The organism is Neorhizobium sp. 05N33, assembly GCF_056397445.1.
The window spans coordinates 421,620-445,981 of record NZ_JBFTNK010000004.1; the positions used below are offsets into that span (position 1 = coordinate 421,620).

Sequence of the window (24,362 nt, forward strand, 5' to 3'; positions counted from 1 at the left end):
TCAGGCGGGCTGGTTCGATGCCTTCATGATGCTGACGGTTGCGAACCAAAGCACGACGCCGAGGCCGAGCAGGCAAGAGGCGATCAGATATTGAACAGGATCGCGGCCGGTCCAGGGGCCGGCGAGGAAGGCACAGGAGATCGCACCGAGTACCGGCAGGATGGTGGGTGTGCGGAAATGCCTGTGCTCGACCGTGTCCTTGCGCAGCACCAGCACCGCGACGTTGACGATCGCAAAGACGCAGAGAAGCAGCAGCGCCGTGGTGCCGCCGAGCGCCGGAACACCGCCGGCAAACAGGATCAGCGCGACCGCCAGCAGTGACGTGAAGCCGATCGCGACATAGGGTGTGCGACGGCCCGAATGGACCTTGCCGAGCACCTGCGGCAGAACCCCTTCGCGGCTCATGCCGTAGATCAGGCGGCTCGCCATCATCATGTTGATCAGTGCGGAATTGGCCACCGCGAACATGGTGATGATCGCGAAGATGCCGATCGGGAAGCCCGGCGCGCCGGCCTGCACCACCTTCAGCAGCGGGGTCTCGCCCTGGCCGAGTTCATTGGCCGGTACCAGCGTGATCGCAGAGATGGCCACCAGAACGTAGATGAGGCCGGTGAGGGCAAGGCCGGTTAGCAGCACCTTCGGGAACATCCGGCTCGGCTCCTTGCATTCCTCGGCCATGTTAACTGAGTCCTCGAAGCCGACCATGGCGAAAAAGGCGAGGGTGGTGGCCGCGACGACTGGCCAGAAGACGCCGGCGTTCTCCGGGGTCGCGAATGTCCAGGCGCGGGAAACGTCGCCCTGGCCGCCGGCGATCGCCCAGAAGCCGATGCCGATGATGATCAGCAGGCCGGTCAGCTCGACGACGGTCAACAGAACGTTCAGCCTGACGCTTTCCCCGACGCCTCGGAAATTGATGGCAGCGACCAACGCGATGAAACCGACCGCGATCAGCGGTACGCCCCAGGCGCCGAGATCGAGGCTGAGAGAGGTCGCGAAGTTGGAGGCAAAGGCCCGCGATGCTGTCGCCGCCGAGGTGATGCCCGACGACATCACCGCAAAGGCCACCAGGAAGGTGACGAAATGGATGCCGAAGGCCTTGTGGGTATAGAGTGCTGCGCCGGCCGCGCGCGGATATTTGGTGACCAGTTCGAGATAGCTGAAGGCGGTGAGGAGGGCGACGACGAAGGCGATCAGAAAGGGCAGCCAGACCACCCCCCCGACCTGCTTGGCCACCTGGCCGGTCAGGGCATAGATGCCCGTGCCGAGAATATCCCCGACGATGAACAGCAGCAGCAGTCCAGGACCCATGACCCGGTGCAGTTCCGTCTTCTCTTCGCCCAGTTCCGCTACGGGCTTTTCCATAAGCTCCTCCTGATGTTATCGATTCCCTCCGAGAGACTGTTCAATGAGAACAAGCGCCGGTTGTTCCCAAAAAACGCGGAGGTTTCAGCCCGTTCCGGCCTGGAAAAAGGGTATGGCGAAAATATCGTAAAAACTTGCACTCGGTGCAAAAATCCTCTAAATACGACGGTGTAGCCGCCGCACTGCACAATTCTGCGGCCGATATGCGTATTTTTCTTGAGCGGAGGTTCCCATGCCTTGGAATTGCCATGCAGGCTGTGAAGGTCGGCGGAATACTCGATCGCATTTTCAAACCGGTGAGTCTCTGACCATGACAGCAGATGCGGCATTTTCGGATTTTTGGCATTTTTTCCGTTCCTGGATCAGCAATCCATTGCGGGTTGCGGCGTTGGCGCCTTCCGGGGATTCGCTCGCGCGACTGATGACCCAGGAGATCGCGCCGCTGGACGGCCCGGTTATCGAACTCGGTCCGGGGACCGGGGTATTCACCCGTGCGCTTTTGGCGCGCGGCGTTGCCCAATCCGACCTCACCCTGATCGAATACGGTCCGGAATTCGTTCCCGGCCTGCAGCGGCGTTTTCCAGACGCGCGGATCCTGCAGATGGATGCGGCAAAGCTCGCCCATGAGGATATTTTCGAGGGCGAACCGGTCGGCGCGGTCGTCAGCGGCCTGCCGCTGCTCTCCATGTCGCCGCGCAAGATTACCGCGATCCTCGGCGGAGCCTTTACCTATATCCGTCCGGGCGGTTCCTTCTACCAGTTCACCTATGGCCCGCGTTGCCCCGTGCCGCGGCCGATCCTCGACCGGCTGGGTCTGAAGGCCGTGCATATCGGCCACACCGTGCGCAACCTGCCGCCCGCCGCCGTCTACCGGATTTCCCGCCGCAAGCCGCTGGATCTGACACGGGAGCGTTCCAGATATCGTGCCGAGGCAGAAGGCAGCCCGGTCCAAGCCGACGACGCGGGCGCCTGAACAAAATCGGATGAAATGACCAAGGCGATTGATGGCGCGACGACAGGCCGGCGGGAACTCAAGCGTCGGCAGACCCGCGAACGCATCGAGGAAGCGGCGATGAGCCTGTTCCTCGAGCGCGGCTTCGATGCCACGACGGTCGAGGAAATTGCCGAACGCGCCGAGGTCTCGAAACGCAGTTTCTTCGACTATTTTCCGTCCAAGGAAGAGGTCGTGTTCGCTTGGCAGGACGGTTTTGCCGATCATCTGATGGCGGCGATCGCGTCGAGGCCAGCGGACGAGCCGGCGGTCAAGACCGTGCAACACGGCCTCGTCAGCGCCATCGTCTCGGCAGCCGACGAAAGAGCGATGGCGCTCGGCGAACTGATCCGCAGTACGCCGGCGCTGAAAGCCCGAGACCAGCTCAAATATGCCAAGCTCGAACTGAAGCTCACCGAGGCGCTGAAGGCTCGAAGCCGAAGCGACGAAGAACGGCTGCGCGTGCGCCTGCTGGCCGCCGTGGTCATAGGCGCCTTGCGGGCCGGCGGAGAGCTCTGGAACGAACAGCCGCCGGGCACTTCGCTCGAAACCTTCGCGCATCGGTTCTTCGGCGATTTCTGGAAGACACTTGCCGATTTTGGCTACGAGGGGCAGGACCTCTGATCAGGCCACGCTGAGTGTCGCGGCGGCGAGCACCACATAGCGGACCGCCTTGCCGATAAAAACCAGGATCAGGAAGGTCGGTAGAGGTTCCTTGAGCACGCCGGCCGCGACCGTGATTGCGTCGCCGCCGATCGGCAGCCAGCTCAGCAGCAGCGACCATTTTCCGTATTTCTGGTACCAAGCCTGTGCCTTGTCCAGTTTTTCCTGGGTCACCGGAAACCATCGGCTGTCGCGAAAACGTTCGACACCACGCCCGAGCAGCCAGTTCACGGCGGCCCCCGCCGTGTTGCCGACCGACGCGACCAGCAGCAGGGCGATGAGCGAATATCGATCGGAGAGAATCAGGCCAACGAGGATCGCCTCCGATTGCATCGGAAAGATCGTGGCGGCGATGAAGGCGGCGGAGAACAGTCCCGCATAGGCGGCAAAATCGAGCATGATCGACCTATAGCGGAGCCAAATGAAGAAGGGCGGATGAAAACCCGCCCTTCCTGTATTGCTGGGTCGTCAATCAGGCCTTTTTGGCGTTTTCGACCTCTTCCGCAGCCGCCTCCACCGCCTTGGCGTGGCGTTTACGCCAGTCGCCGAGGAAGAGCAGGATCGGGGCCGCGATGAAGACAGACGATGCGCCGGCAACGAGAATACCGAATGCCATGGGGACCGCGAAGCTTTCGACCGCGCTGCCACCCCAGATCGCCATCGGTAGAAGCGACAGGAAGGCGGTGGCGTTGGTGTAGAGGCTTCGAGCCAGCGTCTCGTTGATCGACTTGTCGATCAGTTCGCGCAGCGGCATCGACTTGTAGAGCCGCATGTTTTCACGCATGCGGTCGTAGACGACGACCTTGTCGTTGACCGAATAACCGACCATCGTCAGCACCGCGGCAATCGCGGTCAGATTGAAATCGAGGCCGGTGATGGCGAAGAAACCCACCAGCTTGGTGACGTCCAGCACCAGGGTGACGATAGCGCCGACCGCGAACGGCCATTCGAACCGCGCCCAGATATAGATCAGCATCGCGATACTGGCGATGAAGACCGACAGGAAGCCGGCAACGGCCAGTTCGCCCGAGACCTTCGGGCCGATGACATCGGTGCCCTGGACGGTCGCGGTGGAGTCGATCTTGTTGACCTCGTCCTTCAGCTTGGTGACCGCCGCCGTCTGCGCCTCTTCGCCGCCTTCCTGACGCTGGGCGCGCACCAGGATGGTGTTCGGATCGCCGAAGGACTGCAGCGTGATTTCGCCGAGGTTGAGCGTGTTCAGACCTTCGCGGAACTTGGCGAGGTCGGCGGGGCCTTGCGTCTTGACAGACATCTGGATGCCGCCGCGGAAGTCGACGCCGTAATTCAGGCCCGGATAGAAGAACAGCCCGATCGAGGCGATCGACAGGACGGCCGAGACCGCAACGCCGAAGAAGCGCGCCTTCATGAACTGGATGTGCTTGTCGTAGGGGCTGAACCGGAACATCGACTGGATGTTGATGACCTTCAGCTTGTAGCGGCGCGCGATGGCGATCATCGTGACGCGGACGAAGGCGACCGACGTGAACATCGAGATGATCAGGCCAAGACCCATGGTAACGGCGAAGCCGCGCACCGGACCGGAGCCGAAGTAGAACAGGATGGCGGCGGCGATCAGCGCGGTCATGTTGCCGTCGACAATGGTCGAATAAGCGCGGTTGAAGCCGACGTCGATGGCGGCGAAAGCGCCACGGCCTTTGCGCGTTTCTTCGCGGATACGCTCGTTGATCAGAACGTTCGCGTCGACCGCAAGGCCGATGCCGAGCACGATACCGGCGATACCGGGCAGTGTCAGCGTCGCGCCGACCAGCGTCAGGGCGGAGAAGGTCAGGATCGTGTGGATCAGCAGCGCGACGTTCGCCAGCAGGCCCCACGTGCCATACAGGACCAGGATGAAGACTGCGACGAGGACGAAGCCGACGAGGCCGGAATAAAGGCCCATCTGGATTGCATCGGCGCCGAGGTCTGCACCAACCGTACGTTCTTCGATGACGGTGAGCTTCGCCGGCAGCGCGCCGGCGCGCAGCAGTGCAGAGAGCGTATTGGCTTCCGACACCGAGAAGCCGCCGGAGATCTGGCCCGAACCACCGGTGATCGGCGTGCGGATGACCGGCGCGCTCAGCACCTTGTTGTCGAGTACGATCGCGAAGGGGCGGCCGACATTCTGCTGGGTGATCTGGGCGAAGCGGTTGGCGCCTGCCGAATCGAAGCGGAAGTTGACGACCGGTTCGTTGGTCTGCTGGTCGAAGGCGGCGCGGGCATCGGTCAGGCGGTCGCCGGAAAGTTCGACGCGGTCGAGGACCGGATATTGGTTACCGCGCTCGTCGGCGAGCATGGTGACACCCTGTTCGCCCTGCTGGCCGAGCAGATGGAAGCTCATCTTGGCGGTCGAGCCGAGAAGCTGGCGAAGGCGGGCCGGATCCTGTTCGCCCGGAAGCTGGACAAGGACGCGGTCGGAGCCGATGCGCTGAATGGTCGGTTCGGCGACGCCTACCTGGTCGACGCGCTGGCGGATGATTTCAAGCGACTGATCGACGGCGCCGGTGATGTGCGAATTGATGCCGGCTTCGGTCTGGGCGATCGTGATCGTATTGTCGGTGGGCGTGGTGATCGCAAGATCGCTGCCGCCGATCGTTGTGCCGGCGTTGACCGGGTTGGCAAGCGTCTGGAGCTCGGTCACGGCGGCGCCGCGCTGGGCCGCATCACGCAGCGCGACCGTCACGGTGTCGCCCGTGCGGCGGATTGCAGTGGTCGCGATGTTCTTGTCGCGCAGAACCCGGCGAGCATCCTGCAGCAGGCTCTGGACACGCTCGTTGATCAGGTCGCCACGGTCGACTTCCAGCACGAGGTGCGAGCCGCCGCGCAAGTCGAGGCCGAGCGAGACGCGGTTGTGCGGCAGCCAGGCGGGAAGCCGGCCAAGCGTCGACTGCGGAATGACGTTCGGCAGCGCCACCAGAATGCCGAGGAAGATGATGACGAGATAGGTCGTCACCAACCATGGGGAGTTTCTCATGTATTTAATCCTGCTGAGCCCGGGTCACGCTCTGTCGAGCGGTTGGGGCGAGAATGCTGATGTCGTGCAAGCGCCGGGGCGCGATATCTCAGGCGCGGGCCGGCGGCGCACGCGGCAGCGATCCGTGCCAGAACGGATGAGCCGTCGGATCGGAGGATGGCTTCGACGCGAAGGCCGAAACAAAAATCGGGAAGCTGATCTCGATGGTGCGGGCTTCCAGCGCACCGTCGCCCGTAGGCCAATGGGCGCCCGTTCCGTCCTTGCGGTCCATGGCGGCAAGTGCACGCAAAGGCTCGCGCTTGGTCAGGTGCGGAGTGTCGCTGCTTTTGTCGGCCGAAAGGACTCCGCGGGGGAACTGGACGTCCTTGACGACGCCGGACAGCAGGCCGAACAGGGCAGCAATCAGCAGAGCGGCGGCAAAGACCGGCCAGCGCGACAGGAGGCTTTCCTGTTCACGTCCGTCTCTCATCCGCTTGTCCTGCGGAAACAGCGCCATCCGCATCAGCTCCGGAGCGTTAAAAATCCCGAAGTCCTTGCTTCGGAACGGAATGCCGCCTTCTAAAGGAGAGGTTCGAGGCGGTCAATCTCCAGTCGGAGCAAGCGTAAGGACAGATTGCGGCGGCATTTGCGCCAATCCCTGCATTTCATGCGGGAAATCGGTTGCCGCGTTATTTGTGGATCGGGTCCTTCCAGAGCACTTCTTCCGGCTTCTCGATCGGCTCGATATCGAGGTTGACCACGACCGGGTCCTGGCCGGAGCGGCAGAGGACACATTCCAGGGTCTCGTCGCGGCTGGCGTTGATCTCCTGATGCGGCACGTAGGGCGGCACATAGATGAAATCGCCGGGGCCTGCCTCCGCCACGAATTCGAGATTGTCGCCCCAGCGCATCCGCGCTCTTCCCTTCAGCACGTAGATGATACTTTCCAGATCGCCATGGTGATGGGCGCCGGTCTTGGCGTTGGCATGGATCGTCACCGTGCCCGCCCAGATCTTTTCGGCACCCGCACGGGCGTTGTTGATCGCGGTCGCGCGGTTCATGCCGGGGGTCTGGGCGGTGTTGGGATCGAGCGAATTGCCGGGAATGACTTTCACGCCGTGCTCGCGCCAATCGACGTGGGAATGACCGTCATGGTCACTGTCATGAGTGTGATGATGATCGTCGTGATCGTGGCTCAAGATCGGCTCTCATTGACTTGGACGGGGCTCACCAACTCTTGCGAGTAGGGGGTCCGCGAGCCCCTAACCGACGTCATGCCGGCTGGAGGCCACGTAGCTTTGCTTGCCGAACATGATCAATGGGAACGTCACAAATGTCAAAGAACTTGGTAAGCAGAGAATAATTTTCCTGTTTCAAATCAGGGCACTGTCACATTCCAGTACTTCTCCCTGGGGGGAGACAAAACAGAAAACCCCGCCAACGCGATCGGCGCCGGCGGGGCAAATGACTGGTCGAGAGGCGGGGAAGAGATTTATGCGCCTTGGATGAGCGGCAGGACTTCGAGAGAGCCGTGATAGATCATATCGAGCGCCACATAAACGATGACCGCCAGGCCCACATAGGCGATCCAGCGGAAGCGGGAGAGCAGTTTGGCGACGAAGTTGGCAGCGATCCCCATCAGTGCGATCGAGACGATCAGGCCGATGATCAGCACGGTCGAATGCTCCTTGGCGGCGCCGGCGACGGCCAGCACGTTGTCGAGCGACATCGAGACGTCGGCGACGACGATCTGGGTCGCGGCCTGAAAGAAAGTCTTCTGAGCGGCGTTTTCCTTGGCTTGTGCGGCGAGATGGGCATCGTCGCCCTGGCCCTCGCGCAGCTCGCTCCACATCTTCCAACAGACCCAGGCCAGCAGCAGGCCGCCGGCAAGCTGGAGCCCCTTGATCGCCAGAAGGTAGGTTGCAACGACCGCAAACACGAGGCGCAGCACGGTCGCCGCGGAGATGCCGAAGAGGATCGCCTTCTTGCGCAGTTCGGCAGGAAGACCGGCGGCAGCAAGACCGATGACGATGGCATTGTCGCCGGAAAGAACGAGGTTGATGGCGATGACCTCGAGAAGGGCCGCAAAGCCGGCTGCGGTGAAGAGTTCCATCATGAAGCGTGAACCTGAGTCGGGAGTGGATGAGGGTGGAAGGTGAGGATGTTCTTCTAGTCACATTTTCGTGGCGATTGGTACAGGATATTTCAGGGCGCTTGGCAAGCGGATTTTGCATTCTGTCAAATGTCATTATCCATTATCGAAGCGGTTGGCGCGTGCGGAAAAGCAACCGATCCGGGTACCCGCGTTTTTCGTCCGAATTCAGTTCCACTTGTCGCGACTCACCTGCCTCCTATATGGCCTCACGGCGGAGCGCGTCCCCGACCTGCCGCATCGCGGAGCGGATTTTCGCCGGTGGAGGCCATGGGACAAACATCCGATGGATGAAGGAGACGTTTATGGCGCAGAAAGCTGTTGTCCTCGTCGTCGAGGATGAACCGCTAATCCGATTCACCACGCTCGATGCGCTGGAAGAGGTCGGGCACCAGGTGTTGGAAGCAGGCAGTGCCGACGAGGCGATGGTGCTGTTCCGTAATCGGTCCGATATCGACATCGTTTTCACCGACGTGAACATGGCGGGGTCGATGGATGGCATCCAGCTTGCTCAGCGGATACGCGCCATCCGCCCGAGCATCGGCATCATCATCACGTCGGGCGTCGTCAGCCTTGACCCGATGCTCCTGCCGACCAACACGGTGTTTCTGCCGAAGCCCTATCAGCACGACATGCTGCTGTCCTCGATCCACGACATGATGCCAGGCTGAATAGTGTTGGCCGAAGACGGGCCGGCGCAACGGAACCAAGTGGCATGGCTTCCGGTTGTTTCTTCGATCAACCGGAGGAACCTTCACATGCTGATGAGGATCATTGCGTTTTCCGCCATTTCCCTGCTTTCGGCGCCAGTCCTCGCCCAGACATCAGGCACCGACGCCACCACCACTTTGCCCGGGGCGACAATGACCGCGCCCAATGCCAATTCCGGCGCTTCGCCGGTCACCACGCTTCCCGGCGTCACCGATCCGACGACCACCAACAGCACGACCGGCACCGTCGATCAGGAAGATCACTGCCAGCCGCCGGGGACGCCGAACAATACCAATCCGAGCGCCGAAGCCTCGACGCTGCCGCGGCCTGAACAGGCGTGCCACTGAAAGAGACGCGAAAACACCTTTACTCTTCGTCAATCTCTATTAAGTTGGTAGACATTGAAGCGCCAGCGGAAGCGGATGCAAAACCGCTTTCCTGTGGCTTCCAAGACAACCTTTCGCCCAAAGCAACCCAGGACGAGGAGTGTGTGCTTGATGACCTATGATGTCGCCGTCGTCGGTTCCGGTTTTTCCGCAATCGCCCTTACCATCAACCTCCTGCGCTTCCTGCCGTCCTCCGCTTCGATCGCGGTGGTCGGCGACGATCCCGGCTTCGGACGAGGCACCGCCTACCGCACCGAATTCTATCTGCATCGTCTCAATGTCCCGGCGGCGCGGATGAGCGTGTTCCCGGATCGACCGGACGATTTCGTCGAATGGCTACGCGGCCAGGGCAGGGCGGCCTTTCCGGAGGATTTCGCCTCTCGCGGCGACTACGGCCTCTACCTGCGCGATACGCTCGCCTCGCTGCTGAGGCCCCGTGAGCGGCGCGCGCACGTGGATTTTATCCGAGCCAAGGCGACGGCCTGCGTCCAGTGCGAACAGGACGGGATCATTTTCCATCTCGACAACGCCGGCGAACTGCGGGCCCGTACCGTCATTCTGGCGCTCGGCGTCGGCAATGCCGATCTGCCTTTGCCGAAGGATCGTATCGATCCGGGCGTCGGCTCCCGCATCATCGACAATCCCTGGCGACTCGGCTGGCTTTCGCGCGTCGGCCGCACCGACGAACTCTGTATCTTCGGCTCCGGCCTGACGATGATCGACCAGGTTCTGTCGCTGCGCGCCCAAGGCCATCGCGGCCGCATCCATGTCCTGTCGCGACGCGGACTGGTGCCGCACCCGCATCCGACCCGGCGCGCCGCTCCCGTCACGCCGGATCTGCCCGATAGCCGCGAAATCAGCGCTCTGCTGCGCGCCTTGCGGCGACAGGTGGAGAACGGTGCCGACTGGCGGGGCGTCGTCGATGGCCTAAGACCGCAGACCCAGGCTTTGTGGCAGAGCCTGACCGCCGAGCAGCGCTCGCGGTTCCTACGCCATGCGCTTGCCTGGTGGAACGTCCACCGCCACCGCGTCGCGCCGGAAGTGTTCGCCCGCTTCAACGCGCTCCTGAAGGACGGTACGGTGACCGTGCATGCCGGTTTTCTCCGCTCGATCGAGAGAGACGGCGAGGGTGCGAACGTCCGGTTCAGGCAACGCGGCACGCCGGACATTGCCTCCTTCCATGCGGACTGGATCGTCAACTGCACCGGCATGGAGCGCGCTGGCATCGGCCATTCGCCGCTGCTGACCGAGATGCGGAACCTTGGGATGATCGCCATGGACGAACTCGGACTTGGCATCTCCGTCGACGGACAATCTCGCGTTCTCGATCCGGATGGCCGGCCACTGCCCGGCCTGTTTGCTGCCGGAGCGCTGACGGCCGGCCAGTTCTGGGAGATCACGGCGGTGCCGGATATCCGCGTACAGGCCAAGGCGCTTGCCGAAACAATCGCCACGGACATTTCCCGGACGGCACCACGGCGAGCCCGTATCGCGTAGTCGAGCATTCCGTGAGCACGATTTTCTCCTGATCGAGCATCAACGGCAGGTTCCTTGCTTTCATACCGCGCCATCGACGTTAATCTGGAGAAAGTCATTGCGCAGGAAGGAATTTCCATGGCCCTGAAACTCGTCGGTCTTGCGGGGAGCTATAATTGCCCGTCCAAAACTTTTGCGCTGGTCGAACATATCGCCTCGGTCGCAGCCGAGCGTTATGGATTCGATACCCGGCTTCATGATCTCACCGATGTGGGACCGTCTCTTGGTCAGGCACAACGCCAGGGTGATCTGGATGAAGCGGCCGCCAGGGTACTGGCGGATGTCGTCGAGGCGGACTTCCTGATTGTCGGTTCGCCGACCTACAAGGGCAGCTATCCCGGGCTCTTCAAGCATTTCATCGATCTGATCGATCCCGAACAGCTGCGCGCCAAGCCGATCCTGATCACCGCTACCGGCGGCGGCGACCGGCACGCGCTGATGGTCGAACATCAGCTTCGGCCGCTTTTCGGTTTCTTCATGGCCCATACCTTGCCGACAGCCGTCTACGCCTCCGACCGCGATTTCGCCGACTACCGCATTGTCTCCGAGGCGCTGCAGCAGCGGATCGGCTTTGCCGTCGACGAACTCGCCGCCTTCTTTCCCGTCCGGGAACTCGCCGCTGCCGAGTAACTTTACTTTCGTTCGCTTTGCCGTCATCAATCCCCCGCAACCGCAACGCGGAGGAGAACGCATGGCCATCGAAGAAGACATGGCGAAGATCGCCGAGCAGGAGAAGGCGCTGGTCTTCGACCGGTTCGACCTGACGACAGCCTGGGATCTCGGATCGCTGCTCCGGCATATGGCCGTCGAGCGGGGCCTGAGCATCGTCATCGACGTGCAATTGCATTCGATGTCGGCCTTCTACACGGCGCTTCCGGGCACCAGCGCCGACAACCAGAGCTGGGTACGGCGCAAGCGCAATCTTGTGCTCCGCTTCTTCCAGTCCAGCTATGCAATCGGACGGAAGCTCGAGCTCCAGGGCGAGACGGTCGAAAACCGATATGGTATTTCCGCGGCAGACCACGCGCCGCATGGCGGCAGCTTCCCGATCAAGGTCGCCGGCGTCGGCTGCATCGGAGCCGTGACCGTTTCGGGCCTGCCGCAGCGCGAGGATCATAACATGGTCGTCGAAGCCCTTGCGCGGATGATCGGCAAGGATATCTCCACACTCCGGCTCGACTGAGGAGATATTCGATGGCGCAGGCCGACATAAAGACCCCCGAAGAGGTTTTCAACTTCTGGTTCAGGGAACTGACCCGCAAGGACTGGTTCGAGAAGAACGAGGCGCTCGACGAGGCGATGCGCCGGCATTTTGCCGCTACTCATCTTTCGCTTGCCCGGGGGGAGCTCGACGCGTGGCGGACTTCGCCGGAAAACCGGCTCGCGGCGGTGATCGTGCTCGACCAGCTTTCCCGCAATCTCTATCGCGGCACCCCGCTTGCCTTCGCAACGGACTGGCTGGCTTTGCGGGAGGCCAGGTTGGCAATCGAGGCCGGTGCGGATATGGCGGTCCTGCCCGAACAGCGCGGCTTCTTCTATCTCCCGTTCGAACACTCGGAAGTCCTCGCCGATCAGGATCGGTCGGTGGAGCTCTTCGCTTTGCTGGGGGATGCGGATTATCTGGATTATGCGGAGCGTCACCGCCTGGTGATCCGCGAGTTCGGCCGCTTCCCGCATCGCAATGCGCTGCTTGGCCGGGAATCGACCGCCGCCGAGCTGGAATATCTGGCCAAGCCCGGCGCCGGTTTCTGACGTTGAGGTAACTAGCGGCGGAACAGGCGTGCGACGGCGATCAGGATGCACGCGCCGATAAAGCCGGCGATGAGGTAAGCGATCCAGCCGCTACCCAGCGAAAGGTGGAAAAAGTTGAGAATGGCATTGGCGATGATGGCGCCGACAATGCCGAGAATGATGTTCATGATTAAGCCCATGTCGCTTTTCATGAACTTTTCAGCGAGCCAGCCGGCAATGCCGCCGATGATGATGGCTGCGATCCAGCCGATACCTGCCTGTTCCATGACTTACCCTCAATGATTGTTGGGACGGAGAAACGCGAAGAAATGTTCCAGGTTCCACGAATTGTTCCAATTCGTGGCCGGGCGTCAGAGCATTCCTTTTCTTCGCCCAGAAGTCACTCTATTTTCGCGCGCGAATCCGATCGAAAGACAAAAGAGCAGACATTTGACACAACTTCTCACGACCGGCCCTTCGACCATTCAACGGATAGCGTGCGCGCTCCTGGCGGCACTCATGATCGCTGCCCCGCTCGGCTTGCCCTCGCAGGCGGCCGCACAGGCGCAGCAGCAGGCACAAGGACAGCGCCAGGAACAGGTGGCGCCCGACGTCACCGTCGATTCCATCAATACCGATATGAAGGGCAAGATCGACGCGATCCGCCAGCAGCTCGATTCCTTTCGCAACCGGATACAGAGCGATGCCGACGACGATGCACGTCTTGCGGAACTCAGGGTTAGAGCGGAAGCGATCGTCGGCGAAATGCGATCCGCATCGGATGCCATGCGTACGCGTGTCGAACAGATACAGGCCCGCCTCAAGGGACTCGGCGAGCCGCCCGCAGCCGGCCAGCCGCCGGAAGCGCCCGCGGTCGTCGAGGAGCGCAACCGGCTGCTGAACGAGCGCTCGGAGCTCAACATTATCGTCGACGATGCCGGCCAGCTTTCCAACAGCGCGACGCAGGTCGCCAACACGATCACCAATCTGCGCCGCACGCTGTTTACCCAGACGCTCTTCCGCCACACGGAGCTGTCGGGCGAGCTGTTCGCCGATGCCGGCAACGCATTCGTCGCGGAAGTCAGGAATTTCGGCTCCACCTTCAGCGGCTGGATCAGTTTCGTCTGGAAATTCAAGAAGCTGCAACTGCTCGGAGCGCTGGCACTGTCGCTCGGCGCGGCCATGCTCTTCCTGTCTGGAGGATACCGGCTGTTCGGGCGCTTCATCCGGCGCGACGACCATGAACACCCTTCTTATATCAGGCGTTTGTCGGTGGCCTTCTGGTCGACGGTGATCCAGACCGTGTCGCTGGCGGCCTTCCTGGTCGCCTCCTTCCTGTTCCTCGACGGCTTCAACGTCCTGCGCACGGATATCACGCCGATCGTGGTGACATTTTTCGCATTCGTCTGGTTCGTCAATTTCGTCTGGAAGCTAACCTATGGCGTGCTGGCGCCCGGCGAACCGGAATGGCGGCTCGTCCGCATCACTAACCGTGGCGCCCATCTGCTGACACTCGCCGTGCTTGCCATGGCGATCGTCAACGGGCTCGACTATCTGCTCGGCGCGATCAGCGAGGCGCTGAATTCCCCGCTGGTTCTGACCATCGTCAAAAGCCTGCTCGCCTCCGTCATCATCGGCCTGATCCTGATCGCCATCTCCTTCATCCAGCCGCGGCTTGCCGAGGGCGAGGATCCCGATAGTCCGGGGCATCGCTGGCCGCGCTTCCTTCCACTGTTCCTTCGCGTCATGGGCCTGCTCCTCATCCTGTCGGTGCTGACGGGATATGTCGGGCTTGCTCGGTTCGCCTCCACCCAGATCGTGCTGACCGGTGCGGTGATCGTGCTGATCTATATCGGACTGCTGTCAGGCAGGGCGATCTCGAAACAGGGATCGTTCACGGATACGGCCGCCGGTCGCCGGCTCGCCGAACACTTTCATTTCGGGGAGGTGTCGCTCGACCAGGCGGGGCTTGCCGCGGGGCTCGGCATCTATGCCTTTGCGCTGATCCTCGGCATCCCCCTCATTCTTTTGACCTGGGGTTTCCAGATCGCCGATATCGAAGCCTGGATCTACAGTTTCTTCACGCAGATCCGGATCGGCAACATCTCGATTTCTATCGTCGGTATTCTCGGCGGCATTCTGCTTTTCGGCCTCGGCTTCGTCATCACGCGCTGGATCCAGAAATGGATCGACGGCAATGTGCTGGCGCGCAGCCAGGTGGATCTCGGCGTCCGCAATTCGGTCAAGACCGGTATCGGTTATCTCGGCGTCGGGCTTGCGGTGCTCGTCGGCGTTTCTGCCGCGGGCATCGATCTTTCGAGCTTTGCGCTGGTCGCGTCCGCCCTGTCGGTCGGCATCGGTTTCGGTCTCCAGAATATCGTCTCGAACTTCGTGTCCGGCCTGATCCTGCTCGTCGAGCGGCCTTTCAAGGTCGGCGACCATGTGGTGACCGGGGCGACGGAAGGTATCGTCAAGCGCATTTCGGTGCGCGCCACGGAGATCGAGACGTTTCGCAAGCAGTCGATCATCGTGCCGAATTCCGACCTCATCAATTCGCCGGTCGGCAACTGGACGCATCGCAACAAGATCGGGCGTTCCGAAGTGCCGGTCGCGGTGAGCCACCATACCGATCCGCAGAAGGTGATGGATATTCTTTTGGAACTGGTCGACCAGGTTCCGGAAGTGCTGCGCAATCCGGAACCGCACGTGGAGTTTCTGAACTTCGGTCCGTCCTCGCTCAATTTCGAACTGAGGTTCCATCTGGCCGACATGGGCGAGGGTTTGAGGATCCGCAACAATCTGAGGATCGCCATCCTCAAGCGGTTCAAGGAGGAGGGGATCGCGATCCCGTTCCCGCAGCAGGAGATCATCTTTCATCGGGGCCGGCCGATCCTGCCGGAGGAGAACGATGCAAGAGGGGGCGCCTAACCGACCCTCTGCCCGAGCCCCGCGCGGCCATTTTAATGATCGTCGCGGGCTGGCTCCCGGCATGTCGTAAACAGGCGTTTGGCCCGCCTGCCGGAATTGCATAGTCCCTGCAGTTTGCGAAAAGGCCGCACGAGGCCGAAGAGGGGTTCTTTCCATGAAGACACATGCACGGGCGGTGGTGATCGGCGGCGGCGTGGTCGGTGTTTCGACGCTTTATCATCTGGCGAAAAAGGGCTGGAGCGACGCGGTTCTGATCGAACGCAAGGAATTGACCTCGGGTTCGACTTGGCATGCGGCGGGCCTTCTGCCGCTCTTCAACCTCTCCTATTCGGTCGGCCAGCTGCATAAATATTCGGTGCGTTTCTATCAGGAACTGCAGGAAGAGACGGGCATGAATGTCGGTTTCTCGAAAGTCTCGAACATCCGTCTCGCCCGCACCAAGGACCGCTGGGAAGAGTATATGTATTATGCCGGGATCGCCGAGACGATCGGCGTCACGGTCAACGTCCTGACGCCCGAACAGGTGAAGGAGATCTGGCCGCTCTGCGAGATGGATGGGATTCTCGGCGCCATCCAGCATCCTGACGACGGTTATATCCAGCCGGCGGACCTCACGCAGGCGCTTGCCAAGGGTGCGCGCGACCTCGGCGCCACGATCTATCGCAACACGACCGTCACCGCCATCGCACAACAGCCGGACGGGCTCTGGAAGGTGACCACCGACAAGGGCGAGATCACCGCCGAACACATCATTTCCTGCACCGGCAACTTCGCGCGCAAGACCGGCGAGATGGTCGGCATCAATATTCCGGTCATTCCGGTCGAGCACCAGTACATCGTCACCGAGCCGCATCCGGCGATCCAGGAGCGCAAAGCCAAGGGCTTGCCGGAAATGGGTGTCTTACGCGAGTCGGACTCCTCCTGGTACATGCGCGAGGAGAATGGCGGCCTGCTGCTCGGGCCTTACGAGGTCGGAGCACCGGTCTGTTACGTCGACGGTCCGTCGGACGAGAGCGAATACGAGCTCTTCAACGAGGAACTCGACCGGCTGATGCCCTATATCGAGACCGCCATCGTGCGCGTGCCGGCGTTCGGCGAAGTGGGCATCAAGAAGGTCTACAACGGGGCGATCGCCTATACGCCGGACGGCTCGCCGATCGTCGGCCCCGCACCTGGCCTCAAGAATTTCTGGCTGAACGAAGGCCATTCCTTCGGCATCACCGCAGCCGGCGGCGCCGGCTGGCAGCTCGCGGAATGGATCGTCGATGGCGAACCCACCGTCGACATGATGGGCGTCGATCCGCGCCGCTTCGGCCCTTACGCAACGGAAGGCTACCTCATCGAGAAGAACGAAGAGGCCTATGCCAATGTTTTCACGATGCATTACCCTGATGAAGAGCGTTCTGCCGCGCGTCCCTTGAAGACGACGCCGGTCTATGACCGGCTGAAGAAGATGGGTGCCGTGTTCGGCTCTGTCTACGGTTGGGAACGCGCCAACTGGTTTGCGCCTGAAGGCTATGAAGTGCCTGCGGAAGACCTCGGCGTCGGCGCCGAGGTGCTGACCGGTCACAATCACGCGCCGGCGCTGGAAGATGGCCGGATCGTCGAAAAATGGTCCTTCCGCCGCTCGAACTATTTCGACCACGTGGGCAACGAGGTCAAGAATGTCCACGAGAATGTCGGCGTGCTCGACATGTCGGCCTTCGCCAAGATGGAAGTGTCCGGCCCGGGTGCGCGCGCTTTCCTCGACTTGATCTTCGCCAATGCGATCCCGAAGAAGCGCGGGCGCATCGCGCTCTGCCACCTGCTTACCAAACAGGGTGGGGTGCGCTCCGAGTTCACCGTCTACGAGTGGGCGCCGGATCGCTTCTATTTGGTATCGGCTGGTGCCTATGAGGCGCATGACCAGGATTATCTGCGCAAGCTCGCGCCGACGGATGGGTCGGTCAAACTCACCCAGATTACCCAGAGGCTCGGCGTGCTGGTTCTGGCCGGCCCGAAGTCTCGCCAGGTTCTGAAGAAGCTCACCCGTACCAGCCTCGACAACCGGGATTTCCCCTGGCTTTCCGGCAAGGAGATTTCCGTCGGCATGGCGTCCGCCCATGCGTTGCGCGTCAATTTCGTCGGTGAACTGGGCTGGGAACTGCATCACCCGATCGAGATGCAGAACTACATCTTCGACAAGCTGATGGAAGCCGGCGCCGAATTCGGCATCAAACCCTTCGGCATTCGTGCCATGCTTTCCATGTCGGTCGAGAAGTCGTATCGGCTTATCCCGCGCGAAATGTCGATCGAGTACAATGCCTACGAGTCCGGTCTCGACCGTTTCATCAARACGGACAAGGAATTCCTCGGCAAGCAAGGTCTGCTTTCCTATAGGGAGAAGGGGCTGAAGTGGAATTTCTGCACGCTGGTGGTCGAAGGCGCCAACGATCTCGATGCCCGCGGTTCGGAGGCGATCTACAATGAAGCCGGCGAATTGATCGGCCGCGCCACCAACGGCGCCTACGGCTGGCGGATCGGCAAGTCTCTGGCGTTGGCGATGGTGAAGCCGGGTTATGCGGAGACTGGCACGCCGCTCAAGATCAAGATTCTCGGCAATCTCTACAATGCCAGCGTTGTCGCCGAGAGCCCGTTTGACACCGACAACGTTGCACTGCGCGCGTGAAATCCGGCTAAAAGTAAGAAACCATTGACATTGACGGGCGGTCTTCGGGCCGCCTGTTCCGTTTTTGGACGAGAAAGCTGCTCCGATTAACGGTTCTGCAAAGCGTTTGTACTACGGCTGTTAGCAGAGGGGATAATTACTTATCGACAGGGGCACCATGACATTCCTCGGCATTTCCGGGATGCAGTATTCCGGCCAATCACTGGCAAACTCCCGCATCCTGCTTGCGGAAGATTCCAACGTCTTTACCTCGATGATCGGTACCCGGCTCAAGGAGCTGTTCGGCATCGAGGTTGAGATCTGCCGCAATTTCGAGGAATTGCAGGTTGCCTATGACCGTTCGAGCGAACCGGTCACACTGGCGATTTCCAATATCAACCTGCCGGGTGCGGAAAACGGCGAGGCGCTGGAATATCTCGTCGATCTCTCGATCCCCACCATCGTCTTTACCGGCACGTTCCACGAAGAGACGCGCGACAAGCTGCTGACCAAGGACATCGTCGACTATATCCTCAAGGACAATGTCTTTGCGGTTGAGATGCTGGCCGAATCGGTCTGCCGGTTCCTCACCAATCATCGCCACCACGTGCTGATCGTCGACGACAGCCCGACGGCGCGGGCGCTGCTGTCCAGCCGTCTGAAGCGCTACAATTTCCGGGTCAGCGTTGCGGAGAACGGTGCCAAGGCCTTGGATATTCTGAAGAAGAACCCGGATATCGGCCTCGTCGTCACCGACTACAACATGCCCGATATCGACGGTTTCGAGCTGACCCGCCGCATCCGCTCGGTGCGCGGTTCGCACGAACTGCGGATCATCGGCGTGTCGTCTTCTTCGAACCGGCTGCTTTCGGCCCGTTTCCTGAAGGCCGGCGGCAACGACTTCATGCTGCGGCCCTTCATCGACGAGGAATTTTACTGCCGCGTCAACCAGAACCTGGATACGCTGATCCAGATCTGGTCGATGCAGGCAAAACGTCAGGACTCGACGGTCAAGAACGTCGCCTGATCTGCGAGGGTTTTTCGCATGCCCTATCTTCAAAGCCAGCACTTCCGGAAGTCGGAACGTCTGACCTACGGCTGGGCTGCGCCGTCACCGGTCCAGATGGAGATGGCTAATCTCACCGCCGATCCGTTGACGGGGTTTGCCAATCTGAGGGAGTTCTATCGGCTTGGTTCACCGCTGGTGGGGGCCTGCCTTTCTGAGGGCACGTCCTGCGCCGTCGCAATCGTCGACATCGATCATTTCCGGCGGTTGAACGATACCCATTGCGAGGAAACGATCGCTGAGGTCCTGAAGGCGATCGCGGCCAAACTCGATGCCGCGTGCAGCGGCGGCCGGCACCTCCTTGCCCGGCTGGACGACGAGGAATTCGGCTTGCTGCTGGTCGGTTTCGACGGCGCGGCGGCAACGGATTTCTGCGAAAAGCTGAGGCTTGAGATCGCCGGCATGCGGATCGCTTCCGGAGACAACGACTTCTCGATAACCGTCTCGATCGGACTGGCAGAAGTCTACGGTCCGGAGACCTTCGACAATTACCTCAATGCTGCAGAACAATTCCTGTTCATGGCGAAGAGCTTCGGCCGCAACCAGGTCTTTTCGGATCATACGGTCGTACTGCAAGCGGCGGGCTGACAGCCGCAGTCAACAGGATCAGGCCACCACGCCGATGCGCGAGGTGTTCATGTTGAGCTTGCGCTCGGCACGTTCCTGCTGCGGCGATCGGTTATAGACCTCCCGATAACATTTCGAGAAGTGCGATGCGGACACGAACCCGCAGGCAACCGCCACCTCGACCACGGGCATCGACGATTGCACGAGCAGGTGCCTTGCCCGGTCGAGCCGGATCTCCAGATAATAGCGCGCCGGCGAGCGGCCCATTTCCTGGCGGAACAGGCGTTCGATCTGGCGCCGGGAGAGGCCGGCGTCGTCGGCGATCTCGACCAGCGACAGCGGTTCGGAGAGGTTGTTTTCCATGACCTCGATGATCGTCAGAACCTTGGCGTTCTGGACGCCGAGGCGGGCCCGCAGCGGGAGGCGCTGGCGATCGTGCGGGTTGCGGACGCGGTCCGTCAACTGCTGCTCGCAGACACGGTTGACGAGGTTCTCGCCGAAATCCTGGCTGATCAGGTTCAGCATCATGTCGAGCGAGGCGGTGCCGCCGGCACAGGTGTAGAGGTTCGAATCGACCTCGTAGAGATCCGCATAAACTTCTGCCTGCGGAAATGCCTCGGCAAATCCGGGAAGGTTTTCCCAGTGTATGGCACAACGCTTGCCGTTCAGCAGCCCGGCCTGGGCCAGAACGTGCGCCCCGGTGCAGAGGCTTCCAACGGCAATGCCGCGGTTATAGGTTTCGCGCAGCCAAGCGTTGACCGACTTGTTGTTGAACTCCTCAACGTAGACGCCCGAGCAGACCAGAACCATGTTCGGGCGGTTTTCGCCGGAGAGGCTGCGACGTTCGTCTGCCAGCGACGAATTTACCTCAATCCCGATGCCGCTCGAGGAATAGACCTTTTCACCGTCGGCGGAACAGAGCCGCCAGGTATAGGCCGAGTATCCGAGCATGCGATTGGCGATTCGGAGCGTCTCCACCGCTGCAGCAAAAGGCAGCATGGTGAAATGGGGAACAAGAAAAAAGACAAGTGAGCGCTTTATAGCCGGGCTTTTGGTCATCACATTCATGCCGTCATTCCCCTTGTTCGTGGCCGTACATTGCGGCCCGCTTTTCTTCAAAAGCGACATTGGCACGGGGAAAGGCGGCGGAGAAGGGCTTTCGACGACAGGCTGATAACATTTTTGCGACATAAGCGGGTCGCAGACATAATTGTCAAAGGCAGCAGGCTCAAAGCGTGTCTCAGACTACATGGCCCGCTTCACCGGTTCGTGTGCGGGCCATGGGTCGGGAGGTTATCGGCGATGCGGTGCGGCATTGGTCGTCGGCCATCCGATGTCCTTGCGGATTTCTGCCGGCAAACCTTCCAGCATCCTTTCGGTCTGGCGGCGATGCCATTGATCGCGAAGCCTGATAACGGCATTCAGGACAGGGCGGATGAGCGAGGCGAACGATGACGGCCGGAACCGGGAGCGATCGCTCTCCTGATAGGTGATCATAGTCATGTCAGTTCTCCTTGGGTGTCTCATGGACAACGCTCAGTCGGGATAATGAGCGTCATCAATCCATCAATCAATCGGATGTAAGTTATGCGTCTCATGAAATTCTGTTGCAGATCGACGCTCGCTTCCGATGCTTTTGACTATGCCTCTCGTTTGACATTCAATCAAACGAAATGATATGGTGTTTAAGTTCAGAATTATTGATAGAGGCTGACATGACTGTTCCATTCCGCCCGCCGCTCCCGCTGCTCGATAACGACGTATTGCGCACCTTCGTAGCGATTGCCGAAACCGGCAATTTCTCGACCGCGGCCGATGCGGTTCTGCGTACGCCGTCGGCTGTTTCGATGCAGATCAAGAAGCTGGAAGAGCAGTTGAAGACGACGCTCTTCCTGCGCGACGCCCGCTCGGTATCGCTGACGCAGCATGGCGAGATGCTGCTCTCCTATGCGCGGCGCATGCTGGCGCTCTCCAACGAAGCCGTGTCACGTTTCGTCATGCCGGAACTTGCCGGCGTGGTGCGCCTCGGTGCGCCGGACGATATCGCCGAACGCCTTCTGCCGAAGGTGCTCAAGGATTTCGGCGAGAGCTTTCCGGGCATCATGGTCGATGTCACCGTCGACATGAGCCTTGCGCTCAAGAAGCGCATGGACGAGCAGCGCCTGGATCTGGCCCTGATCAACTGTGCCACGCGGCCTTTCGCGACGGCAGGCGAGATGATCCACACGGAACGACTGGTCTGGGCCGGCGCGAAATGCGGCACCGCCTATCTGCGCGATCCGCTGCCGATTTCGGTCTGGGAGGACGGCTGCGTCTGGCGTCAGGATGCAATTGCCCAGCTTGAGAAGCACAAGCGGAGCTATCGCATCGCCTATGCGAGCGCCCATACGATGGCGCAACGCGCCGCGGTGCTGTCCGATCTGGCGATCGCGCCGTTCCCGCGCTCCTACGTTACCGAAGACATGCAGATACTCGGGGCGAAGGAAGGCCTGCCGGAACTGATCAACTTCGATATCCGGCTGTTGACGGCTCCGCAGCTCTCCGTCCCCGGCAAAGCAGTGGCCGAAAGCATCCGCGAAGCTTTCGGCTCCCTGATCGCTGCTGCTGCCTGATCCTACTCGCGGCTGCGGCGACGTCTGCGGCCGCCTTCTCCCGAAGCCTCTGCCAGCGCCTTGCGCTCCGGCAGGGTCACGACGGACGCCAGATGCGGGAAGGCATCGACCTTGTTCGGCAGCGCCATGGCATAAACGAAGTGCTCCTGGAATTTCGGCTCCAGCGCCGTCTCGATCTTCTCGATCCTGCGCACCGTTTCCTCGATCTCGCGGCGGTAGCCGCGGTTCAGCAGGCACATGCGCGCGCCCGTGCCTGCGGCATTGCCGACCGATTTGACGCGGCCCAGATCGCAATCCGGGATAAGACCCAGCACCATCGCGTATTTCGGATCGATGAATGTGCCGAAGGCGCCGGCAAGCCCGATGCGGTCGACATGGTCGACGCCCTGCTTGTCCATCAACAGCTTGACGCCGGCATAAAGCGCCGCCTTGGCGAGCTGGATGGCGCGCACGTCGTTCTGGGTTACGGTGATGCGCTGTTCGCCGTCATGCACGAGGTAGGAGAAGGTCCGACCGTTCTGGAGGATGCGCGGGCTGCGCTCCGCCATCGTGCCGTCCACCACGCCGTCTTCCGAGATCAATCCGGCAAGATACATTTCGGCAATCACTTCGATGATCGCCGAACCGCAGATGCCGGTGATGCCGGTCGCAGCGGCTGCATCGGCGAAACCCGGCTCGTCCGACCAGGGCTCGACGCCGATCACCCGGAAGCGCGGCTCGAGGGTTTCGGCGTCGATGCGGATACGCTCGATGGCGCCGGGTGCTGCCCGCTGGCCCGACGAGATTTCGGCACCTTCGAAGGCCGGACCGGTCGGCGAGGAGGCTGCGACGACGCGGGTCGAATTGCCGAGCACGATTTCCGCATTGGTGCCGATATCGACCAGCAGCATCATCTCCTCCTGCCGGTGCGGACCTTCCGACAGGGTTGCCGCCGCGGCATCGGCACCGACATGGCCGGCGATGCAGGGCAGGAGATAAGTGCGGGTGCCTTCGTTCATCGGCAAGCCGATCTCGGAGGATCTGACCTTTACCGCTCCGGAAACGGCAAGTGCGAAGGGGGCTCCGCCAAGCTCCGTCGGATCGATCCCGAGGAACAGATGGTGCATGATCGGATTGCCGACGAAGACGCTGTCGAGAATGTCGGTGCGAGACACGCCGCCGTCAGCGCAGACCTTGTCGATCAACCCGTTCAGCGCCTCGCGCACGGCTAACGTCATCGCCTCGCGGCCATCGGGGTTCATCATCACATAGGAAACGCGGCTCATCAGATCTTCGCCGAAGCGGATCTGCGGGTTCGACGTGCCCGCCGACGCCACGGTGCGACCCGACAGCAGCGACGACAGATGCATGGCGATCGTCGTCGAGCCGATATCGCAGGCAATCCCGTAGGCCTCGTTCTTCAGGCCGGGATAGAGCGCGACGAGCCGGGCACGGTCGTCGTCGCGATCTTTGTGGATTGCTGCCGTGACCTTCCATTCGCCCTTGCGCAGAATCTGCTGCACTTTCGGAATCAGGTGAAAATCGACATCCAGATCGTCGAAATGCCACTCGGCGGCAAGCGCCGCCTTCAGGCGGTCGAGATCGCCGAGCGGTTTTTCCATGTCGGGCTCTTCCACCTCGACATAACACATGCGGATCGCCGGATTGCGGTCGAAGACACGCTCGTCGGCGGCCTTGCGGACCACCTGAGCATTGATCACCGTATCCTGAGGAACGTCGATGACGAGATCGCCGAGAATCTGGGTCGAGCAGGAGAGGCGGCGACCTTCGGGAAGCCCGCGCACGCGGTCGTAGCGCTCTTCCTTCGGGCCGAGCGGTGACAGATGGTCGTTTGCCGAGGTAATGCCGTGCTTGGCGAAATGTCCCTCCTGGACGGAAATCTGGCAGCGCCCGCAGGTCGCCCGCCCGCCGCAGACGCTCTCCACGTAGACGCCGAGTTGGCGCGCGGCATCGAGCACCGGCGTGCCGACCGGAAACCGGCCGCGCTTGCCCGACGGCATGAAGAGGACGAGGGGATCTCTCTTGGAAATATCCGCCAT

The 24,362-nt window shown here is 61.4% G+C and carries 23 protein-coding genes; 13 read left to right on the plus strand and 10 right to left on the minus strand.

Going from position 1 to position 24,362, the window contains the following annotated elements; translation table 11 throughout:
- Positions 1 to 1,362, minus strand: coding sequence for an APC family permease (locus tag AC1DLT_RS14405; RefSeq protein ID WP_477487170.1), 1,362 nt, complete (start codon positions 1,360 to 1,362; stop codon positions 1 to 3).
- Positions 1,363 to 1,672: 310 nt separating this feature from the next.
- Here AC1DLT_RS14405 and AC1DLT_RS14410 point away from each other — a divergent pair, with 310 nt between their 5' ends.
- Both AC1DLT_RS14410 and AC1DLT_RS14415 read left to right on the plus strand, forming a co-directional pair.
- Complete coding sequence (locus AC1DLT_RS14410; protein WP_038543340.1) at positions 1,673 to 2,335, plus strand: class I SAM-dependent methyltransferase; 663 nt, start codon at positions 1,673 to 1,675, stop codon at positions 2,333 to 2,335.
- A 15-nt stretch (positions 2,336 to 2,350) separates the two neighbouring features.
- On the plus strand, positions 2,351 to 2,977 hold the full coding sequence (locus AC1DLT_RS14415; RefSeq protein WP_038543338.1) for a TetR family transcriptional regulator: 627 nt from the start codon (positions 2,351 to 2,353) through the stop codon (positions 2,975 to 2,977).
- Here the strand turns inward: AC1DLT_RS14415 and AC1DLT_RS14420 are convergent, their stop codons facing one another.
- From AC1DLT_RS14420 to AC1DLT_RS14440, 5 genes are all read right to left on the minus strand, one after another.
- Positions 2,978 to 3,415 carry a YqaA family protein gene (locus AC1DLT_RS14420; protein WP_477483652.1) on the minus strand — a complete coding sequence of 146 codons (438 nt, stop codon included), beginning with the start codon at positions 3,413 to 3,415 and terminating at the stop codon, positions 2,978 to 2,980.
- Between the two features lie 73 nt (positions 3,416 to 3,488).
- Positions 3,489 to 6,008: a protein translocase subunit SecD gene (gene secD, locus AC1DLT_RS14425; RefSeq protein ID WP_477487171.1), complete on the minus strand. Its 2,520-nt coding sequence runs from the start codon at positions 6,006 to 6,008 to the stop codon at positions 3,489 to 3,491.
- Positions 6,009 to 6,096: 88 nt separating this feature from the next.
- Entirely contained in the window at positions 6,097 to 6,477 is a 381-nt protein-coding gene (locus tag AC1DLT_RS14430; protein ID WP_477487172.1) for a hypothetical protein, read from the minus strand.
- A gap of 199 nt (positions 6,478 to 6,676) precedes the next feature.
- A complete protein-coding gene (locus AC1DLT_RS14435; RefSeq protein WP_247135629.1) occupies positions 6,677 to 7,186 on the minus strand; it encodes a cupin domain-containing protein in 510 nt (169 codons plus the stop codon).
- Between the two features lie 293 nt (positions 7,187 to 7,479).
- A complete protein-coding gene (locus AC1DLT_RS14440; RefSeq protein ID WP_038549261.1) occupies positions 7,480 to 8,100 on the minus strand; it encodes a TerC family protein in 621 nt (206 codons plus the stop codon).
- Between the two features lie 344 nt (positions 8,101 to 8,444).
- On the opposite strand from AC1DLT_RS14440, the gene AC1DLT_RS14445 reads away from it, so the two are divergent.
- The 6 genes from AC1DLT_RS14445 (at position 8,445) to AC1DLT_RS14470 (ending at position 12,524) form a co-directional block, all read left to right on the plus strand.
- Entirely contained in the window at positions 8,445 to 8,810 is a 366-nt protein-coding gene (locus tag AC1DLT_RS14445; RefSeq protein ID WP_038543328.1) for a response regulator, read from the plus strand.
- A gap of 87 nt (positions 8,811 to 8,897) precedes the next feature.
- Positions 8,898 to 9,197, plus strand: a complete 300-nt coding sequence (locus AC1DLT_RS14450) for a hypothetical protein (RefSeq protein ID WP_247135630.1) — start codon at positions 8,898 to 8,900, stop codon at positions 9,195 to 9,197.
- Positions 9,198 to 9,347: 150 nt separating this feature from the next.
- Positions 9,348 to 10,733, plus strand: a complete 1,386-nt coding sequence (locus AC1DLT_RS14455) for an FAD/NAD(P)-binding protein (protein ID WP_477487173.1) — start codon at positions 9,348 to 9,350, stop codon at positions 10,731 to 10,733.
- Positions 10,734 to 10,850: 117 nt separating this feature from the next.
- The gene (gene msuE / locus AC1DLT_RS14460; protein WP_477487174.1) at positions 10,851 to 11,402 is read left to right on the plus strand and encodes an FMN reductase; all 552 of its coding nucleotides are present in this window, start codon (positions 10,851 to 10,853) and stop codon (positions 11,400 to 11,402) included.
- A gap of 61 nt (positions 11,403 to 11,463) precedes the next feature.
- The gene (locus tag AC1DLT_RS14465) at positions 11,464 to 11,955 is read left to right on the plus strand and encodes a heme-degrading domain-containing protein (RefSeq protein WP_477487175.1); all 492 of its coding nucleotides are present in this window, start codon (positions 11,464 to 11,466) and stop codon (positions 11,953 to 11,955) included.
- A gap of 11 nt (positions 11,956 to 11,966) precedes the next feature.
- Positions 11,967 to 12,524 carry a DUF924 family protein gene (locus AC1DLT_RS14470; protein WP_477487176.1) on the plus strand — a complete coding sequence of 186 codons (558 nt, stop codon included), beginning with the start codon at positions 11,967 to 11,969 and terminating at the stop codon, positions 12,522 to 12,524.
- 11 nt (positions 12,525 to 12,535) lie between these two features.
- Here the strand turns inward: AC1DLT_RS14470 and AC1DLT_RS14475 are convergent, their stop codons facing one another.
- Complete coding sequence (locus AC1DLT_RS14475; RefSeq protein ID WP_038543316.1) at positions 12,536 to 12,790, minus strand: GlsB/YeaQ/YmgE family stress response membrane protein; 255 nt, start codon at positions 12,788 to 12,790, stop codon at positions 12,536 to 12,538.
- Positions 12,791 to 13,022: 232 nt separating this feature from the next.
- On the opposite strand from AC1DLT_RS14475, the gene AC1DLT_RS14480 reads away from it, so the two are divergent.
- The 4 genes from AC1DLT_RS14480 to AC1DLT_RS14495 all read left to right on the plus strand — a co-directional run bounded on the left by AC1DLT_RS14480 (position 13,023) and on the right by AC1DLT_RS14495 (position 19,732).
- On the plus strand, positions 13,023 to 15,431 hold the full coding sequence (locus AC1DLT_RS14480) for a mechanosensitive ion channel domain-containing protein (RefSeq protein WP_477487177.1): 2,409 nt from the start codon (positions 13,023 to 13,025) through the stop codon (positions 15,429 to 15,431).
- Positions 15,432 to 15,585: 154 nt separating this feature from the next.
- Positions 15,586 to 18,099 carry a GcvT family protein gene (locus AC1DLT_RS14485; protein WP_477487178.1) on the plus strand — a complete coding sequence of 838 codons (2,514 nt, stop codon included), beginning with the start codon at positions 15,586 to 15,588 and terminating at the stop codon, positions 18,097 to 18,099.
- A gap of 157 nt (positions 18,100 to 18,256) precedes the next feature.
- Positions 18,257 to 19,105 (plus strand): response regulator, encoded by an 849-nt coding sequence (locus tag AC1DLT_RS14490; RefSeq protein WP_038543311.1) that lies wholly within the window; start codon positions 18,257 to 18,259, stop codon positions 19,103 to 19,105.
- 18 nt (positions 19,106 to 19,123) lie between these two features.
- The gene (locus tag AC1DLT_RS14495) at positions 19,124 to 19,732 is read left to right on the plus strand and encodes a GGDEF domain-containing protein (RefSeq protein ID WP_477487179.1); all 609 of its coding nucleotides are present in this window, start codon (positions 19,124 to 19,126) and stop codon (positions 19,730 to 19,732) included.
- Between the two features lie 18 nt (positions 19,733 to 19,750).
- Here the strand turns inward: AC1DLT_RS14495 and AC1DLT_RS14500 are convergent, their stop codons facing one another.
- Complete coding sequence (locus AC1DLT_RS14500) at positions 19,751 to 20,770, minus strand: GlxA family transcriptional regulator (protein WP_477487246.1); 1,020 nt, start codon at positions 20,768 to 20,770, stop codon at positions 19,751 to 19,753.
- A gap of 234 nt (positions 20,771 to 21,004) precedes the next feature.
- Entirely contained in the window at positions 21,005 to 21,214 is a 210-nt protein-coding gene (locus AC1DLT_RS14505; RefSeq protein WP_477487180.1) for a hypothetical protein, read from the minus strand.
- Between the two features lie 170 nt (positions 21,215 to 21,384).
- Between AC1DLT_RS14505 and AC1DLT_RS14510 the strand changes: the two genes are divergently transcribed.
- A complete protein-coding gene (locus tag AC1DLT_RS14510) occupies positions 21,385 to 22,323 on the plus strand; it encodes a LysR family transcriptional regulator (protein ID WP_174479282.1) in 939 nt (312 codons plus the stop codon).
- Positions 22,324 to 22,325: 2 nt separating this feature from the next.
- On the opposite strand, the gene AC1DLT_RS14515 is transcribed toward AC1DLT_RS14510, so the two are convergent.
- Positions 22,326 to 24,362, minus strand: coding sequence for an ASKHA domain-containing protein (locus AC1DLT_RS14515; protein ID WP_477487181.1), 2,037 nt, complete (start codon positions 24,360 to 24,362; stop codon positions 22,326 to 22,328).

Excerpts from the sequence above, each read along its gene's own strand:
- AC1DLT_RS14405 (WP_477487170.1), bottom strand. The coding sequence starts at position 1,362 with ATGGAAAAGCCCGTAGCGGAACTGGGCGAAGAGAAGACGGAACTGCAC.
- AC1DLT_RS14410 (WP_038543340.1), top strand. The coding sequence starts at position 1,673 with ATGACAGCAGATGCGGCATTTTCGGATTTTTGGCATTTTTTCCGTTCC.
- AC1DLT_RS14415 (WP_038543338.1), top strand. The coding sequence starts at position 2,351 with ATGACCAAGGCGATTGATGGCGCGACGACAGGCCGGCGGGAACTCAAG.
- AC1DLT_RS14420 (WP_477483652.1), bottom strand. The coding sequence starts at position 3,415 with ATGCTCGATTTTGCCGCCTATGCGGGACTGTTCTCCGCCGCCTTCATC.
- secD (WP_477487171.1), bottom strand. The coding sequence starts at position 6,008 with ATGAGAAACTCCCCATGGTTGGTGACGACCTATCTCGTCATCATCTTC.
- AC1DLT_RS14430 (WP_477487172.1), bottom strand. The coding sequence starts at position 6,477 with ATGAGAGACGGACGTGAACAGGAAAGCCTCCTGTCGCGCTGGCCGGTC.
- AC1DLT_RS14440 (WP_038549261.1), bottom strand. The coding sequence starts at position 8,100 with ATGGAACTCTTCACCGCAGCCGGCTTTGCGGCCCTTCTCGAGGTCATC.
- AC1DLT_RS14445 (WP_038543328.1), top strand. The coding sequence starts at position 8,445 with ATGGCGCAGAAAGCTGTTGTCCTCGTCGTCGAGGATGAACCGCTAATC.
- AC1DLT_RS14450 (WP_247135630.1), top strand. The coding sequence starts at position 8,898 with ATGCTGATGAGGATCATTGCGTTTTCCGCCATTTCCCTGCTTTCGGCG.
- AC1DLT_RS14455 (WP_477487173.1), top strand. The coding sequence starts at position 9,348 with ATGACCTATGATGTCGCCGTCGTCGGTTCCGGTTTTTCCGCAATCGCC.
- msuE (WP_477487174.1), top strand. The coding sequence starts at position 10,851 with ATGGCCCTGAAACTCGTCGGTCTTGCGGGGAGCTATAATTGCCCGTCC.
- AC1DLT_RS14465 (WP_477487175.1), top strand. The coding sequence starts at position 11,464 with ATGGCCATCGAAGAAGACATGGCGAAGATCGCCGAGCAGGAGAAGGCG.
- AC1DLT_RS14470 (WP_477487176.1), top strand. The coding sequence starts at position 11,967 with ATGGCGCAGGCCGACATAAAGACCCCCGAAGAGGTTTTCAACTTCTGG.
- AC1DLT_RS14475 (WP_038543316.1), bottom strand. The coding sequence starts at position 12,790 with ATGGAACAGGCAGGTATCGGCTGGATCGCAGCCATCATCATCGGCGGC.
- AC1DLT_RS14480 (WP_477487177.1), top strand. The coding sequence starts at position 13,023 with ATGATCGCTGCCCCGCTCGGCTTGCCCTCGCAGGCGGCCGCACAGGCG.
- AC1DLT_RS14490 (WP_038543311.1), top strand. The coding sequence starts at position 18,257 with ATGACATTCCTCGGCATTTCCGGGATGCAGTATTCCGGCCAATCACTG.
- AC1DLT_RS14495 (WP_477487179.1), top strand. The coding sequence starts at position 19,124 with ATGCCCTATCTTCAAAGCCAGCACTTCCGGAAGTCGGAACGTCTGACC.
- AC1DLT_RS14500 (WP_477487246.1), bottom strand. The coding sequence starts at position 20,770 with ATGACCAAAAGCCCGGCTATAAAGCGCTCACTTGTCTTTTTTCTTGTT.
- AC1DLT_RS14505 (WP_477487180.1), bottom strand. The coding sequence starts at position 21,214 with ATGACTATGATCACCTATCAGGAGAGCGATCGCTCCCGGTTCCGGCCG.
- AC1DLT_RS14510 (WP_174479282.1), top strand. The coding sequence starts at position 21,385 with ATGATATGGTGTTTAAGTTCAGAATTATTGATAGAGGCTGACATGACT.
- AC1DLT_RS14515 (WP_477487181.1), bottom strand. The coding sequence starts at position 24,362 with ATGGCGGATATTTCCAAGAGAGATCCCCTCGTCCTCTTCATGCCGTCG.